This is a genomic window from Protofrankia sp. CiP1_Cm_nod3 (genome assembly GCF_982290655.1).
In genome coordinates this window covers 36,121-52,726 of the sequence record NZ_CEVIVD010000019.1, presented here as the reverse complement: position 1 = coordinate 52,726, position 16,606 = coordinate 36,121, and the positions used below count along the sequence as shown (strand labels likewise).

At 73.0% G+C, this 16,606-nt stretch carries 12 protein-coding genes; 9 read left to right on the top strand and 3 right to left on the bottom strand.

What is annotated here, in order from left to right:
* Window positions 1-634 (bottom strand): TerD family protein (locus tag AC5LUJ_RS06475; protein ID WP_493464624.1); only part of this gene is annotated, 634 nt, incomplete at its 3' end.
* A gap of 369 nt (window positions 635-1,003) precedes the next feature.
* Here AC5LUJ_RS06475 and AC5LUJ_RS06470 point away from each other — a divergent pair.
* Window positions 1,004-1,948, top strand: coding sequence for an aldo/keto reductase (locus tag AC5LUJ_RS06470; RefSeq protein WP_493464623.1), 945 nt, complete (start codon window positions 1,004-1,006; stop codon window positions 1,946-1,948).
* Window positions 1,949-1,995: 47 nt separating this feature from the next.
* Here the strand turns inward: AC5LUJ_RS06470 and AC5LUJ_RS06465 are convergent, their stop codons facing one another.
* Window positions 1,996-2,538, bottom strand: a complete 543-nt coding sequence (locus AC5LUJ_RS06465) for a hypothetical protein (RefSeq protein ID WP_250287370.1) — start codon at window positions 2,536-2,538, stop codon at window positions 1,996-1,998.
* Between the two features lie 204 nt (window positions 2,539-2,742).
* Window positions 2,743-3,648, bottom strand: coding sequence for a formate dehydrogenase accessory sulfurtransferase FdhD (gene fdhD / locus AC5LUJ_RS06460; protein WP_493464622.1), 906 nt, complete (start codon window positions 3,646-3,648; stop codon window positions 2,743-2,745).
* A gap of 312 nt (window positions 3,649-3,960) precedes the next feature.
* Here fdhD and AC5LUJ_RS06455 point away from each other — a divergent pair, with 312 nt between their 5' ends.
* From AC5LUJ_RS06455 to AC5LUJ_RS06420, 8 genes are all read left to right on the top strand, one after another.
* A complete protein-coding gene (locus AC5LUJ_RS06455) occupies window positions 3,961-4,740 on the top strand; it encodes a sporulation protein (protein WP_250287339.1) in 780 nt (259 codons plus the stop codon).
* 44 nt (window positions 4,741-4,784) lie between these two features.
* On the top strand, window positions 4,785-6,404 hold the full coding sequence (locus AC5LUJ_RS06450; RefSeq protein WP_493464621.1) for a hypothetical protein: 1,620 nt from the start codon (window positions 4,785-4,787) through the stop codon (window positions 6,402-6,404).
* Window positions 6,395-8,746 (top strand): protein kinase domain-containing protein, encoded by a 2,352-nt coding sequence (locus tag AC5LUJ_RS06445; RefSeq protein ID WP_493464620.1) that lies wholly within the window; start codon window positions 6,395-6,397, stop codon window positions 8,744-8,746. The genes AC5LUJ_RS06450 and AC5LUJ_RS06445 overlap by 10 nt, the downstream gene beginning before the upstream one ends.
* Window positions 8,747-9,101: 355 nt before the next feature.
* Window positions 9,102-10,160, top strand: a complete 1,059-nt coding sequence (locus AC5LUJ_RS06440; RefSeq protein ID WP_493464619.1) for a glycoside hydrolase 5 family protein — start codon at window positions 9,102-9,104, stop codon at window positions 10,158-10,160.
* A gap of 409 nt (window positions 10,161-10,569) precedes the next feature.
* The gene (locus tag AC5LUJ_RS06435) at window positions 10,570-12,051 is read left to right on the top strand and encodes a glycosyltransferase family 2 protein (protein WP_493464618.1); all 1,482 of its coding nucleotides are present in this window, start codon (window positions 10,570-10,572) and stop codon (window positions 12,049-12,051) included.
* Window positions 12,048-13,205, top strand: coding sequence for a glycoside hydrolase family 113 (locus tag AC5LUJ_RS06430; RefSeq protein WP_493464617.1), 1,158 nt, complete (start codon window positions 12,048-12,050; stop codon window positions 13,203-13,205). Before AC5LUJ_RS06435 ends, AC5LUJ_RS06430 begins: the two co-directional genes overlap by 4 nt.
* Before the next feature lie 29 nt (window positions 13,206-13,234).
* Complete coding sequence (locus AC5LUJ_RS06425; RefSeq protein ID WP_493464616.1) at window positions 13,235-15,367, top strand: SGNH hydrolase domain-containing protein; 2,133 nt, start codon at window positions 13,235-13,237, stop codon at window positions 15,365-15,367.
* A 295-nt stretch (window positions 15,368-15,662) separates the two neighbouring features.
* Window positions 15,663-16,606, top strand: a 944-nt coding sequence (locus AC5LUJ_RS06420) for a serine/threonine-protein kinase (RefSeq protein WP_493464615.1), incomplete at its 3' end; no start/stop codon positions are given.

Here is a 16,606-nt window from a genome sequence, read left to right as displayed (position 1 = left end):
GCGGAGCCGCGGGCGGGGGTGCCGCCTGGGTGCGGGTGGCGCCGGCCGGCGGGCCGAACCCACTGGGCGCTGCCGGCGCGGCCGGCGGTGGCGGCGGTGGTGTGTCGTCCTCCACATCGCCGCCGAACGAGCGGATCAGCTCGGCGAGCCCGCCGGCGAAGCCCTGCCCGACCGCGGCGACCCGCCAGACACCCTTCCGGTAGAGATCACCGATGATGATGGCGCGCTCGCTGGTGAAGTCCGCCCCGGTGAAGGCGTAGCGCAGCACCTCGGCGCCGCCGACGACGATCCGGAAGTAGCCGGCGGCCAGCTGGGACGCCGAGCCCGCGCCGTCGATCGCCGCGCAGAACGACAGCTTGTGGATGCCCGCCGGCACCTTGTCCAGCGTCACCCGGAACGACTGGGTGTCACCGGCCTGCTCGCCCAGGAGCTGGACCGACCCCTCCGGGGACGCCGGCTGGTTGAAGAAGATGAAGTAGCGATCGTCGGAGAGCCGGTCGTTCGCGTCCAGGCCGAAGCAGGAGACGTCCCAGGCGAGACCGGGCGCGGTCAGCGCGATCCCGATGTAGAGGTCGGTGCCCGGGGTGACCGCGGACAGCTGGCTCTTCTGCCCCCGGTTGAACTGTTGGACCACCGCGCTCCCCTTCAGCGTCGACCTGTCGGTCTGCCTCGACGCCGGGCATCCGGAACGGACGCGGACCGCACGAAACCGGACTACCCGGGTGCTCGCTTCGCCGGAGGCGTCTAGAAAACTAGCAGCCCGGCCAGGATCTCTTCGACGGCCCACAGCGGTCCGGACCCTGTCAGCCGACGGACACAGCAGGCCAGTGACCCGCGCTTCGGGCAGCCGGCCGGCGGGCGGGGCCCGGCCCGGCGCCACTCGGTCGTGTACCGACGCGACCGGGTCGTGTACCGACGCGACCGGGTCGCGCACCGGCGCCGGACGGCGTTCACTGGAGTCATGCGGTATGTCGACGGAGTAGCGACAAAGAAGAAGATCTCCGTGATCGGGCTGGGGACCTGGCAGTTCGGTTCCCGTGAGTGGGGCTACGGCGCGGCCTACGCCGGCAGTGAGGCGCCGGCGATCGTCCGGCGGGCGCTCGAGCTCGGGGTGACCTTCTTCGACACGGCCGAGCTGTACGGCTTCGGGCGCAGCGAACGGATTCTCGGTTCCGCGCTGCGGGACGCCGGCGCGCTCGAGACGTCCTTCATCGCCACGAAGCTGTTCCCGGTGCTGCCGGTCGCGCCGGTCGTCGAGCAGCGCGCGGTGGCCAGCGCCAACCGGCTCGGCGTCCGGCAGATCGATCTCTACCAGGTGCACCAGCCCCACCCCGTGCTGCGCGACACCAGCGCCATGCGCGGCATGGCGGCGCTGCAACGGGTCGGCCTCGTCGACGCGGTCGGCGTCAGCAACTACCCGCTGGAGCGCTGGCAGGCGGCCGAGGAGGCGCTCGGCGCACCGGTGCTGTCCAACCAGGTGCAGTTCAGCCTGCTGCACCCGCAGCCCGAGCGGGAGCTGGTGCCGCACGCGGTGAAGAACGACCGGCTGATCATCGCCTACAGCCCGCTCGCGATGGGCGTGCTCTCCGGCCGCTACAGCCGGGAACGCCGTCCGACGTCGTTGGCGCGTACGTCGCATCCGCTGTTCCTGCCGGAGAACCTGGACGCGGCCCGGCCGGTGCTCAACGTCCTGCGTGACGTCGCCGCGGCGCACGACGCGAGCCCGGCGCAGATCGCGCTGGCCTGGGTGCTCCGGCACCCGAACGTGGTCGCGATCCCCGGGGCTTCCAGCGTCGCCCAGCTGGAGAGCAACGTCGCCGCCGCCGACATCGAGCTGACCGACGAGGAGTACGGCGCGCTGAAGAACGCCTCCGACACGTTCACCCCGACCGGCGGCCGGCGGGCCCGGGTCACCGCCATCCTGCGCGGCGGGCTGCGCCGGCGCTGACCGCCCCGGCCGGCCGTGGCCCCGGCGGGCGGCGGCCGGCGCCGTGGTCAGCCGGGGCCCGGGGCGGATATGACGTGGAACGGTGGGCACACCGCCGAGGAGTGGTGCGCGGCGGCTTCCAGCGCGAGCTGCACCCGGTCCTCCGGGGCGAGATGCCCGCTGCCGTGCAGGGAGCCCAGGGCGAACTCCTCCCCGCAGCCCACGGCGTCGTACAGGTCGATGCTGCGGCCGATCTGGAAGTCGGAGTCGATGCGGTACAGCCGGCCACGGATACCGGCCAGGAACACCCCGCCGGCCTCGGATCCCGACTCGGTGCGCGTGTAGCCGCCCTCGCGCAGACAGTCACGCACCGCGGAGATGAAGTCGGTGGCCATGAACCGGTCGATGTCCCATGTCTGGGGGGCGGGTGGGACCAGGCTGTACCTCAGGAGCTGGCCCATCCGGAACGACGAGGTGAAACCCATGACGAACTCGCCGTTACGGAACACCTTGGTGTCAGCGCGGACGGTGATGGAGTAGCCGGCTACCCCGGCGCTGTCACCACCGATGATCACCCTGCCGTCATGCTCAAGACCGACGATGCAGGTCACAAGAGCGCATCTTATCCCCTGGATGCACGCCATGTCCGACAAGTACGCATGGATCGGGTCGCTTTCACAGTAGAGTCCGATTAGTTACAAAATGTTATAAAATAGTAGATTGTGCTACGGCCAGTGATACAGTAGGTTGCCGTCACGACTGGTTGTCGTCACAGCCGGCTCTCGCCGCGGCTCCTGCTACGTCTGCCGCGCCTGCTACGTCGACGGGTCGGACGGGACCGCGGGGACCGCGGGGACCACGGGGACCACGGGGACCACGGGGACGGTGCCGACGCGGTGCGCCCCGGTGTAGACGTTCATGGAATCCCCGCGGACGAAGCCGATCAGCGTCATACCGGCGTCCGCGGCCAGCTCGACCGCCAGCGACGACGGCGCCGACACCGCGACCAGCGCCGGAATCCCGGCCAGCAGGGCCTTCTGGACCAGCTCGAACGACGCCCGGCCGCTGACCACCAGCACCCGCCCGCGCAACGGCAGCGCGCCCTCGCGCACCGCGTGACCGACGGCCTTGTCCACCGCGTTGTGCCGGCCGACGTCCTCCCGGACCACGAGCAGGTTCCCGGCGGCGTCGGCGATCCCGGCGGCGTGCAGCCCACCGGTGCTGGCGAAGACCTTCTGCGCGGCGCGCAGCCGCTCCGGCAGGGCCAGCACCACCCGCGGGCACAGCACCAGCGGGTCGTCCTCGACGGTGAACCGGCCGCGCAGCCGCACCCCTTCGATGCTGGCCCGCCCGCACAGCCCGCAGGAGCTGCTGGTGTAGAAGGCCCGTCGCAGGCTGGCGTCGGGCGGGGGAACCGTCGGGGCGAGGGCGATGTCCAGGACGTTGTAGGTCTGCTGGTGGGCCTGCCCGTCCTGCTCGTCGGTGCCGGCGCAGTAGCGCATGCCCAGCACGTCCGAGCCGGCGCCGATGATCCCCTCACCGGTCAGGAAGCCGAAGGCGAGGTCGACGTCGTGCCCGGGCGTCCGCATGGTGACGACGAGCGGCCTTCCCGCCACGCGCAGTTCCAGCGGCTCCTCGCCGGCGATGCTGTCGGGGCGTGCCGTCCGCCCGCCGTCGGCGCGGATGCGCAGCACCTGCCGACGTACCGTCACCCGTCCCACGGCATCCACCCTGCCGTACCCGGCCGACGGCGGCCAGCGTGCCTCGACGGCGGTACGGCCCGTCCGCCATGTGACGTAAAGCTGTATGACGCGAGACGGTCGCGGGTCGCGGTAATCCGTGTGTGAGAGCGTAGGGGCGCCCGGCAACGATGTCCGATGGACGCTCGATGGTGTCCGGTACCGGCTGGGACGCGCGCCGCCGGACGCCGCGACGGGCATCACGGGCACGACACGCGTGGCGACAGGCACGACAGGCACGACAGATACAGCGGATACGACAGCCATGACCGACATGGAGGGTGAGCGGAGCACGTGGGCATGAAGCGGATGATGGCGCGGCTGGGAGTGGGCAACGCCGACGTCGAAACGGTCCTGGACCGCTCCGAGGTCCTGCCCGGCGGTCTGGTCACCGGGACGGTGACCATCAGGGGCGGCAAGGTCGACCAGGCGGTCAACGAGATACGGGTCGCCCTCGAGGCCACCGTCGAGGTCGAGACCGACGACTCCACCTGGTACGAGAACGTCAGCTTCGGCACCCGCGGCATCGGCGGGAAGTTCACCATCGCCGCCAACCAGGAGACCAGCGGGCGCTTCGAGCTGCCGGTCCCCTGGCAGACCCCCATCACCGACGTGGGCGGCTGGCACCTGCGCGGCATGAGGATCGGCGTGAAGACCACGGTGGACATCCCGGGCGCGGTCGACCCCGGCGACCTCGACCCGGTGAGCGTGCACCCGCTGCCCGTCCAGGAGGCGGTCCTCGCCGCGCTCGGCGACCTCGGTTTCCGGTTCCACTCCGCGGACGTGGAGAAAGGCCGGCTGGCCGGCTCCGACCTGCCCTTCTACCAGGAGATCGAGCTGCATCCGGGCGGGGAGTACGCCCGTCGCGTCAAGGAGCTGGAAGTGACCTTCCTGGTCGACGCCGCCGGCGTGGACGTGGTGCTGGAGGCCGACCGGCGTGGCGGGCTGCTGCGTGCCGGCGGGGACGCGCTCAGCCGGCTGCGGGTCGGCCATCACGACACCGACCGGCGCCATCTCGCCGGTCTGCTGCACGAGCAGCTCCAGCATCTCGGCGCCCACCGCGGCTGGTTCTAGGCCGTCCGGGACGTCTGTGCGGTGGCGCTCCTGTCGAGTACGCGGTGACGTCCCCGGTGCGCCGCCGGGAGCCTGCCCGGGCGCGGCGGAGCGCGCGGCTCCCGCCCCGGGCGTGGTCCGCCCTCCGTGAGACACCGGCGGCCGATGCCGTCGGGGACGCCGCCGAAGACGCCGCCGGGCCGTCCGCCCGCTGGCACGCCGCCGGCAGCGCCTGGTGCCGGCGGCAGGCCCGGCTGGCCCGCCGGCATCCGCTGTTCACCGCGATGCTGGTGGCGGCGGTCATCGTACGCCTGACGGCGGTCGTCGGCTACGCGCCCGCCCTGTGGTTCAACGACAGCTTCGAGTACCTCGGGGTGGCGCTGCGGCCGCAGCCGTACGAGGTGCGGCCGTCGGGCTACAGCTTCTTCCTGATGCTGCTGGAGCCGCTCCACAGCTTCCGGCTCGTCGTCGTCGTCCAGCATCTGCTGGGCCTGGCCGTCGCCGTCATGATCTACATGCTGCTGCGCCGGCACGGGACGGCCGGCTGGCTGGCCGCTCTCGCCACCGGCCCGCAGCTCTTCGACGGGTACCAGGTCCAGATCGAGCACATGGTGATGGCCGAGACGCTGTTCACCGTCCTGACGGTGGCGGCCGTGACGGCCCTGCTGTGGTGGCGCCGGCCGACCACGGCCGCCGCCCTGGTCGCGGGCGGGCTGCTGGCGGGGGCGTCCCTGACCCGCACGGTCGGCCTGCCACTGGCGCTGGTGGCGGGCGGCTGGCTGCTGGCCCGCCGCCCGGGCCGGCGGCCGGTGCTCGCCTTCTGCCTGGCGCTGCTCGTCCCCCTGGGCTGCTACGGCGCCTGGTTCCAGGTAACGCACGGCCGGGCCGGCATCGTCGGCAGCGACGGGGTCTTCCTCTATTCCCGGACGACGTCGTTCGTGGACTGTGCCCGCACGCACCCGCCGGCCGACCTGGCGGTCCTCTGCCCGCGGGAGCCGCTCGGGGAGCGCCAGCCGCCGTCGAACTACATCTGGCACACCGGCACCCCGCTGGACGGCATTCCCGGCGAGCTTTCCAGCCCGGCGGGCCGGGTTTTCAGCCCGGCGAAGGAATCGCTGGCCGGCAGGTTCGCCCGCCGGGCGATCGTGACACAGCCGCTGGACTACGCCGGTATCGTGGCAAGGGATTTCTCCCGGACGTTCGGGCCGCGGCTGACCGACTACCCCAATGCAGGCATGGTGCGTCCCTTCCTGTTCCACGTCCCACCCGACCCGGTCCCCGACCGGACGTACATTCCCGGTGGCAGCGCTCCCGAGGACGTCCGCGCCTACGAGCACGGTGACGGCGCGCACCGCCTGCGCCAGCCGTTCGCCAGCTGGCTGGCGGGCTACCAGCTCCGGGTGGCCGTTCCCGGGCCGGTGCTGGGCCTGCTGCTGCTCGGCGCCGTCCTCGGCACCGGGCTGGCGGGCCGGTACCGTCCGCATCTGCGCGCGCCGCTGGCCCTGACCACCGCCGTCGCGGTGACGCTGCTGGTCGTACCGCCGGCGACCGCCGGTTTCGACCACCGTTACGTCCTGCCGGCGCTCGCGTTCCTGGGTGCCGCGGCGGCGCTGGGCTGCCGGGTCCTCGCCACCGGGCTCGCCCGGCTGACGGCACGTGACGGCGGGGCGGGCCCGTGCCATTAGTCGATCTTTCCCGGGTGGCCGCGGCGCTGCCCGCCTACACGTTGGGCGCGGAACTCGGCAGCGGCGGGCACGGCCTGGTCCTCGCCGGGCACCACCAGGGCCTCGGCCGGGACGTGGCCATCAAGGTCCTGCCCGCGACGGCGGACCCCGGCCTGCCCACCACCTTCGCGACCGAGGCCCGGCTGCTGGCCGGGCTCGACCACCCGCACATCGTCCGGATCTACGACTATGTCGAGCGCGACGGCCTGTGCCTGATCATCATGGAGCTGCTCGCCGGGGGGACGCTGACCCGCCGGCGCCGCGCGCTGTCCGCCGAGGACGCCTGCGCGGCGGGGCTGGCCATCGCCGAGGCGCTGGAGTGCGCCCACACCAGGAGCGTGCTGCATCGCGACATCAAGCCCGACAACGTGCTGTTCTCGGGCAACGGCCTGCTGAAGGTCACCGACTTCAGCATCGCGAAGATCTTCAATGCCACGACGGTCGCCACCAACACGATCATCGGCACACCAAGGTACATGGCGCCCGAGCAGCTGGGCGGCGACCGCCTGAGCCCGGCCACCGACCTGTACGCGCTCGGGATCGTCCTCTACGAGATGCTCGCCGACGCCCCGCCGTTCGGTCCCGACCTGTCCCTGATGGCGCTGATCCGGCAGAAGACCGCCGACCGTCCCACACCGCCGCCCGCCGGCGTCCCCGAGCCCGTGGCCGAGACCCTCATGCGTGCCCTCCAGCGGGAGCCTGCGCTGCGGCATCCCAGCGCCCGGGCCTTCGCCCTCGACCTCGCCCGCGCCGCCGCCCTCGCGTACGGCCCGCGCTGGACCAGCCGCTGCGAGATCGGCCTGCACGTCGCCGACGACGTCCGGGAGGCCGCGCGGTACCCGGCCGGGGCGGGCGGGCTGCCCGGCGGGCTCGCCACCAACCGGGCCACCGCCGCGCCACCCGGCCAGCCGACACCACCCAGCCAGCCGACGCCACTCGGCCAGCCGACACCGCCTCGGCTACCGACCGGCCCGCCGGCGCAGGGCAGGCTGCCGGTGGCGGTCCCGGCGGGCATCGGCCGCGACGCCGACCAGCGGGCCCCGCGGGACCGCGACGCCGACCGGTGGGCCGGCCGGGGTCAGGCGACCGGCTGGCAGGCCGGCCGGGACGCCGACGTGACCGCGCGGCGTGCGCTCGAGCCCGTGCCGGCCGCCCCGCCGCCGGCGGTGGACGGCACCCGCCGCCGGCGGCGTCGCCGGATCGCCGCCGCCGTCGTCGTGGCCGTGGCCGTCCCGGTGGCCGCCATCGTGGTCACCGTTCTGCTGATCAGCCGGCCGCCGCGACCAGACGTGATCATAACGGTGGCCGGCACCGGCGCCACGGGCTTCTCCGGCGACAACGGGCCGGCCACCGCGGCCGACCTGAGCAGGCCGGACGACCCGCTGGTGGACAGCACCGGTGCCGTCTACTTCACCGACACCGGCAACAACCGTATCCGCCGCATCGGCACCGACGGCGTCATCACCACCATCGCCGGCACCGGCACGTACGGCTACTCCGGCGACAACGGGCCCGCCGCCCAGGCCTACTTCGCCACGCCCACGGACGTGGCCCGGGACCGGGCCGGCAACCTCTACATCGCCGACACCGACAACAACCGTATCCGCCGCATCAACGTCGTCGGAACCGTCACCACCGTCGCCGGCACCGGCGTCGCGGGCTTCTCCGGCGACAACGGGCCGGCCAGCGCGGCCCAGCTGGCGAAACCGACCAGCGTGCTGGTGGACGCCGACGGCAACCTCTACATCGCCGACAGCGGCAACAACCGCATCCGCCGCATCGGCACCAACGACGTCATCACCACCGTCGCCGGCACCGGCGCACCCGGCTACTCCGGCGACGGCGGGCCGGCCACCGCGGCCCGGCTGGCCGGGCCCGGCGGCCTGGCGGCGGACACCGCCGGCAACCTCTACATCGCTGACAACGCCAACAACCGCGTCCGCCGCGTCAGCTCCGACGGCGTCATCACCACCATCGCCGGCACCGGCGTCGCGGGCTTCTCCGGCGACAACGGGCCGGCCACCGCGGCCCACCTGGCGAACCCGGGCAGTGTCGCGGTTGCCGGCGACGGGCGCCTCTACATCGCCGACACCGACAACAACCGGGTGCGCCGCATCGGCACCGACGGTGTCATCACCACCGTCGCCGGTATCGGCGCACCCGGCTACTCCGGCGACAACGGGCCGGCCACCGCGGCCCGCCTGTGCGATCCCAACGGCCTGGGGCTGGACGTGACCGAACGTTTCCTCTACATCACCGACAACTGCAACGACCGAATCCGCCGGGTGACGGCGACCGGTTAGAACCCCGGCTGGCCAGCACGGCTGCCATCCGTGAACACCCATCCGGAACCCGCGTCGGGCGTGTGTGTACGCCGCGTGTTTTCCGGTCCGGCGGGCGGCGGCGACGCGCGTGCCGCGATCTTTTTCCGACAGCCGACGGCTGTTATGCAGAGCGTCATTCATCCAGCCCGTCACTTGTACGGGCCGTCGCCTACGTGGCACATCACCCGTGCAGCTACGCACGGCTATGTGACCGGCGTCTCAGTATCCCGTACTCGGGGACGCTTCGCCGTGGGCGGCAGCCGTATTCTCCCGGAGCGTGTCCTCCTTCACCGAATCCGGTCCCGCCGGTCGTCGGACCACTGATTTCGTCCAGGTGCACGACGGCGCGTTCCGGCTCGCCGGCAGACGCTTCCGCTTCTGCGGCACCAACAACTACTACCTGCACTACAAAAGCCAACGGATGGCTGACAGCGTCCTGGCCGACGCCGCCGCGCTCGGCCTGCGGGTGGTCCGTTGCTGGGGCTTCCTCGACGGAACTCCGGCGGACGGCGTGGTACTGCAACCGGAGCCGTTCCGCTACGACGAGGACGGTTTCGAGCCGCTGGACCACGCGGTCTTCCGGGCCGGGCAGCTCGGGCTGCGGCTGGTGATCGCCCTGACGAACAACTGGCGCGACTTCGGGGGAATTCCCCAGTACGCCACGTGGTTCTCCGCCGGACACGACGACTTCTTCCGCCACCGCGCCATGAAGGAGTGCTACCGGGCCTGGGTGGCGCACGTGACCGGCCGGCGGAACCGGTACACGGGCGTCCCGTACAACCACGAACCGACGGTGATGGCCTGGGAGCTGGCCAATGAGCCCCGCTGCCCGTCCGACCCGTCCGGGGACACCCTGACCGCCTGGGCCGACGAAATGAGCCGGTATGTCCGTAAACGGGCGCCCCGCCAGCTGGTCGCGGTCGGCGACGAAGGCTTCCACGGCCGTGCCGGCACGGCCGACTACCCGTCCTCCAACCAGGAGGGAGTGGTCTGGCACCGGCTCCTCGAGCTGCCCGCGATCGATTACGGGACATTTCATCTGCACCCCCAGCAATGGGGCGAAAAATCGCCGGGCTGGGGTGTCCGCTGGATTCACGACCACTTCCGGGAGGCCGCCGCGGCGGGCGTACCGGCGGTGCTGGAGGAATTCTCCTGGCGGGACGGCGGAACCGCCCGCGACACGGTCTACGCGGCCTGGACGGCCGCGGTCGAGGAAGCTGACGGTGACGGTGACCAGTTCTGGCTTCTCACCGGACGCGATGACGACGGCTCCCACTACCCCGACTACGACGGCCGCCGCGTGATCCACCCGTCGGCCACCGCCGCGCTTCTCGCCGGGCATGCCGAGCGAATGTCCCGTCCCGGCCGGGAGCTCCCGTCCCGGCCGGCGTAGCGTTCACCGCTCCGGGGCGGAACCCGGCCGGGCCGGGAATCCGGCCTCACGGCGGGACCGGTCACAGCCCGCTTGCAGGCCCCAGCCGCCTACGACGGCCGCCGTGCCGGCCCATGACGGCCCGCACCGGCCCAACGGCGCACCGGCCCATAGCGGTCGCACCGGCCTGGCGCAGGCCTGCGCCAGGCCGCGTCGGCCCAGGCCCGGGCGGGTCGCGCCGGCGCCTGGCCGGGCACCAGCGCCGACAACGGAATCACCACGAGGCACCACCGCCTACCCGCGCTGATACACACCGCGGGACCGCCGGTAAGCTACGGCGGCCGTCGTATCGCCGACGGTATACACCCGCTCCGGTCCGGCTGGCGTATTGTTTCGAGGACCGTGATCAGACTCCTGTGGGGGGAGCCGCGTGACCACGTCCGAACATCTCATACGTCGGGAATCCCTGGAGTGGGCCAACTCCGTCGCGCACGACACGATGCCGTTGACCGAATCCCGGGAACGGTCGGTATGGCGGCCCGGTTTCAGTTCGTTTCTGATCGGCTTCACGGTGTTCGGTGTCTTCGGATGGTGGGCCTGGGCCCGCGACCCCGATTTCGGCTTCATGGGCTGGATAGCGGCCGTGGTCTGGACGTTACCCATCGTAAACACCACCATCGGTATGTACGGAAGCGTGCGCACGGCCGTCCGGCTGCGCCGCGAGCGCAAACTACCGGTCACCGCGGCAATCGTGCGCGACCCACTGATCGTGGTCGTCCCGACGGTGGGGCGTCACGACACCTACCCCGCCCTCGAGCGGGTCGTCCACTCCTTCTGCCGGTACCTGCCGGACTACTTCCCCCACCTGCGGGTGGACGTGGTCGTCGAGGAGGGCTGCGCCGCCCACGACCGGATCGCCGCGCTGGCGGCGACGGACCGCCTGATCCGCGTGGTGACCGTGCCCCGCGGCTACCGCACCCCGAACGGCACCCGGTTCAAGGCCCGCGCGAACCACTACGCCCACGAGCTGCGTTGCGCCGAGGGCGAGGCCAGGGAGGACGTGTGGGTGCTGCACATGGACGACGACACCGGCGTCAGCTCCGACACCGCCGAGGCCATGGCCCGTTTCCTCAACGCCCAGTGGCTGGCCGGGCAGAACGCCCGCCACCTCGCCCAGGGGGTGCTGAGCTACCCGCGGGAACACGCGGTGAACAGGCTGACCTGGCTGGCCGACGCGGTCCGCCCGAGCTGCGACATCAGCCTGTTCGCGGCCACCACCGGCCGCGGCGTGCCCCGCGCCGGGCTGCACGGGGAGCTGCTGCTGGTCCGGGCGTCGGTGGAGGCGGCCACCGGCTGGGACTTCGGGCCGCAGGCCATCGTCGAGGACGCCCAGTTCGCGCTGGTCTTCTGCGGCCGTCACCCCGGCGGCAGCGACTGGTTCCCCGGCCGCTCCTACGGCGCCTCCCCGGCCACCGTGGCCGACTTCATCCGGCAGCGGGAGCGCTGGTCCTGGGGGCTGTTCCGGCTGGCGTTCGACCGCGGCATCCCACTGCGCCACCGGCTGCTGCTGATGCACAACGTGCTGGTCTGGGCGTGCGGGCCGATCCAGCACCTGGGGCTGATCCTCCTGGTCGGCTCGTTGCTCGGGGACACCGACACCACCCCGGCCAGCGTCCTGCTGCTGCCCGTCTGGGCGGCCAACATGGCCTACAGCATCTGGCTCTACTGGGAAGGCCTGAAGATCAACGTATCGGCCTCGGCGGACTCGCGGCGCCGCTGGTGGGAGCCGCCCTGCCTGCTGCTGCTGATCCCGTTCTTCTCCCTGCTGGAGGCAATCGCGGTGTTCCGGGGGCTGGTCCGCTTCCTGCGGGGCGGCGAGTCCACCTTCAACGTGATCGCGAAACCGATGTGATCAGACTGGGCACGGCCGGCGCGACGCTGGCCGCCGTATTTGTCATGCTCACCGCGAGCACGGGCTGCGCCGCCTCGCCCCAGGACCGCACCCCCGCCTTCCACCCGGCCGCGCCACCGCCGGCCATCGCGACAGCCGGCCCGCGGGCGGATGCGGGGGCCGGCCTCGCGGTCGCCTACCCCTGGCAGCCCGGCCGGCCCGAGCTCGGCGTCCAGGTCTACTGGGACGACAATCCCGACGAGCCGGTCGAAACGGCCCGTGCCAAGGCCCGCCAGGTTGTCGACTACGTCGTCGGCCTGGAGGCCAACGCCCTGTGCGTCTCCTTCCCCTTCTTCACCGACACGGCCCGCTCCAACGCCGTCCACGGCGGCCGGACCACCCCCACGCCGGAGCGCCTCGGCATCCTCGTGGACGAGGCCAGACGCTCCGGCCTGCGCGTCACCCTGCGCCCGACGCTCGACGAGCGCACCCTGACCGCCGCCAACCCGTTGGACTGGCGCGGCACGATCAGGCCGGGTGACCGGGACGCCTGGTTCTCCTCCTACCGCCGCTTCCTCACGCCCTACCTGGTCCTTGCCGCGCGCACCGGCGTAGCCACCGTGGTGATCGGCACAGAGCTCAGCTCGCTGGAAGGCGACCCGCGCTGGACGGAGCTGGCCGGGTACGCCCGGACCCTGTTCCACGGCGAGACCGGGTACGCGTTCAACTGGGACACGTTCGTGCACACCACGGTGCGGCTGCCGGTGGACCGGACAGGGGTGGACGCCTACCCGGAGCTACAGCTGCCCGATGACGCCTCCGTGGCGGAGCTGGCCGCGGGCTGGCACTCCTGGCTGGACCGCCGGGCCCGCGGCCGGATGCCCAACCTGCTGCTGTACGAGGTGGGCGCTCCGGCGCAGGACGGCATCTACCGGCATCCGGCCAACCCGAACAACGGCGGCCCGGTCAACGAGCTCGTCCAGCAACGCTGGTTCGCCGCCGCCTGCCAGATGGCGCGGGAACGCTCCCTGGCCGGCCTGTACTGGTGGCGGGTGGACTTCCACGTCAATCCGGGCACCGTCGACCCGCTGCGGGACCGGCACGAGTCGTTCGCCGGCAGGGCCGCCGAACAGACGATCCGGGACTGCTTCTCGGGCTGGAGGGCGGTACGCTGAGCTCTTCCCCGTCACGTGCGGTCATCGGTGTGTCCGGTGTCGCGGTACTCGCGGTGATGTTGCAGAGTACCGGAGGATTCCGCGCGGAGCTGCTCGGGCCGGATCTTCTCCTCGCCGCCAGCGGCTACCTGACCACCCGCGTCCTGCTGGCCGCCTGCTCCCGGGCCACCGGAACGCGCGAACGGCACGGCCACGAACACGGCCACGAACACGGCCGCAGCCACGACCACGGTCACGGCCGTGCCGGCCCCGGCCTGGCCGGCGTCTACCGTGGCCATGTCAGGGAGCACGTCAAGCAGCGGCTCCCGCTGCTGCTGTTCACCCTCGTCGCCACCGTCGGGCTCGCCGTGCTGCTCAGCCCGCCCGGCCAGGCCCGGCAGCTCGGCCCACAGGCGGTCGCCGGCCTGGCGCACGTGGGGAACTGGTTCGACCTGGTGTCACGGAACTGGCTGGCCGGCGCCGGCGGCGACTGGTACGCCGACCGGCCCGCCCAGCTCGACCCGCTGGGCCTGCTGTGGCTGCTCGGCCTGGTCGAGCAGTTCGCCATCGCCGGTCCGCTGCTGCTGGTCGGCATCTGGTGGGCCTCCCGGCTGCTCGGCCGGCCGGGGCACACGGGCCGGACGGCCCGGACGGCGGGGCTGGCCGCGGCCGGCACCGTGCTGCTCGCCGCCGGCGCCTGCCTGGTCGGCCCGGCCCGGGCCGCCACCGGCGCGGGCCTGCCCGAACTGGCCCTGGGCAGCCACGTCCGGGCGGCCGAATGGCTGTTGGGCGCCGCGGCGGCCGCGGTGGTGGTGGCCGCGCGGGCCCGCCGCGCGGAACGGGCCCACGACGCGCAGGCCCAGCACACCCCGTCGGCGTTCACCCAGTCGGTGACGGCGCCGGCCGCTGCCGGCGGCCCGGCCGCCGGTGGCCCCGTCCGGGCGCGGAGCTCCTGGTGGGCGGCGGCGGCCGGGACGATCGCACTGGCTGTGCTGGCCGCCGACGGGATCATCGCCACCGCGTACCCCGCCGGCTGGCTGCGTAACGGGGGCCCGGCCGTCGCCGCCGGCGCCGGCGCGCTGCTGCTGGCCAGCGTGGACCGCCCGCCGGCACCTGCCCGTCACAACCCGTTGCAGTGGCTGCTCGGCCGGGGCCTGCCGGTGGAGCTGGGCGGGCTGGGCTACCCGCTTCTGCTCCTGCACCTGCCGCTGTTCTGGGTGCTGGCGACCGCGTTCCCGCGGGTCCGCCCGCATGCCCTGCTGGTGGTCGGCGGGGGGCTGGCCGCGCTCCTCGGGCTGCTGCTGCAGGACGCGCTGGTCGGCCGGCTGCGCCTGCGCCGGTGGCCGCTGCGCTGGACCGCCCCGGTGCTGGCGGTGGCCTACACCGCCGTCGCGGTCGGTGGGGCATGGCTGCCCGGCCTGGTCGAGCAGCGGTCACGGGCGGGCAGGCAGCCGGTGGTCCTGGTGCTGGGCGGGTCGTTCGCCGGTGATCTGGCCGCGGCGGCCGGCCGGCGCGGCTCCGGCCGCTACCCGGTGGTGGACGGCTCGCTGCCCGGCTGCGGGCTGTTCCCGGCACCACCGCCGGCGACGCCGCGGGCCCACGTCAGCGCCGACGCCCAGCTGCCGGCATCGGCGCGGGCACCGGCGGTGCCGGCACGCGACTGCGCGCACTGGGACCGGTACTGGCGCTCCCAGATCGCCGCCAGCCGGCCCGGCGTCCTGCTGGTCGACCTGAGTGGGGACGCGGCGGCGCGGCTGGTGGGCAGCGCGGTCGTCTCCCCCTGCGACGTCGGCTACCGGCAGGTCTACCGGGAGCGGCTGGCCGCGGCCGCGCGCCTGTGGGAGCAGGAGGCTCCCGGCCGGCCGGTGCTGCTGGCCAACAGCCGCCGTGTCACCGGGGACACCGACCCGATGTCCAGCCGCTGCTACAACGCGCTGATCGCCGAGGCCGCCGGCCGGTACCCGCAGGTCCTGCCGCTCGACATCGACGCGGCGCTGTGCCAGGAGGACCGCTGCTGGACCCGTACCGCCTCCGGCGGCCCGTTCTACATCGACGCCGTCCACCTGAGCACCGCTGGCATGCACCAGCTCGCCCCGTGGCTGGAGACAACGATCAGCCGGGCGGCGCTGCCGGCCCCCACCAGCGTCGCCGGAGGCACGGCCCCGGTGCGCGCGGGCCGTTGACCAGGCACGACGACGACCACGCCCCCATGGACGACGACCACATCCAGGGAACGGACGGCTGCCACGCCCGGAGGAGCCATCACGGTCGGGGGCGATGTCGAGGGCGGAGGAGAAGAATCGTTCCAACGACGACCATCCGGGGAACGATCACCTGGACGACCGCCCGGGGCACGGCGTCCGGCGGCACGGTACTCAGTGGCACGCCGCCCCGCGATGCGGGGCGTAAAGGCACGCCGCCCCGCGATGCGGGGCGTAAAGGCACGTTGACGGCTGTGACGAACAGGTGGAGGCGGACGTGACGGGCACGAACAGCTCTTTCGAGAGCATGCGTGACGCCCTGACGCCGCGGGACCCGCGCACGATCGGCCCCTACCGCATCCTCGGCGTACTCGGCGGCGGCGGGATGGGCCGGGTGTACCTGGGCCAGTCACGCTCGGGGCTGCTGGTCGCGGTCAAGACGGTGCGGGCCGACATGGTGGAGGAGCCCGGCTTCCGGGAGCGTTTCGCCCGGGAGGCCGCCGCGGCCCGGCAGGTCAGCGGCGTGTACACGGCGTCACTGGTGGACGCCGACGCCGACGCCGCGATGCCGTGGCTGGCCATCGCCTACGTGCCCGCGCCGTCGCTGTCCTGGCTGGTCCGCCGGGCCGGCCCGCTGCCGGTCGACGCGGTGCTGTGGCTGGCGGCCGGGATCGCCGAGGCGCTGGAGTCCATCCACCGGGTGGGCCTGATCCACCGGGACCTCAAGCCGTCGAACGTGCTGGTGACCCGGGAGAACCCGAAGGTGATCGACTTCGGGCTGGTCCGGTCGTCGGTCGGCAGCGCGCAGCTCACCCAGGCTGTGATCGGGACGCCGCACTACATGTCCCCGGAGCAGGCCATGGACACCGCGTCGGTGACCCCGGCCACCGACGTGTACTCCCTCGGCGCCACCCTGCTGTACGCGGCGACCGGCCGCACCGCCTACCACGGCGACACACCGGTCAACGTGCTGGCCCAGCTGCTCTCCCGGCCACCGGACCTCTCCGCCCTCCCACCGGCGCTCACCGACCTGATCCGCCGCTGCATGCAGCGTGACCCGGCACGCCGGCCCACCCCGAACCGCCTGCTGGAGGAGATCGACAGACGCTGGCAGCAGGCGACCGGCTTCGGCGCGCAGCACTGGCTGCCACCCGCCGTCTACGACCTGGTGGACGCCTACGAGCGAGGGCACCGCCCGGACGCCCGGGACAGGCCCGCCGG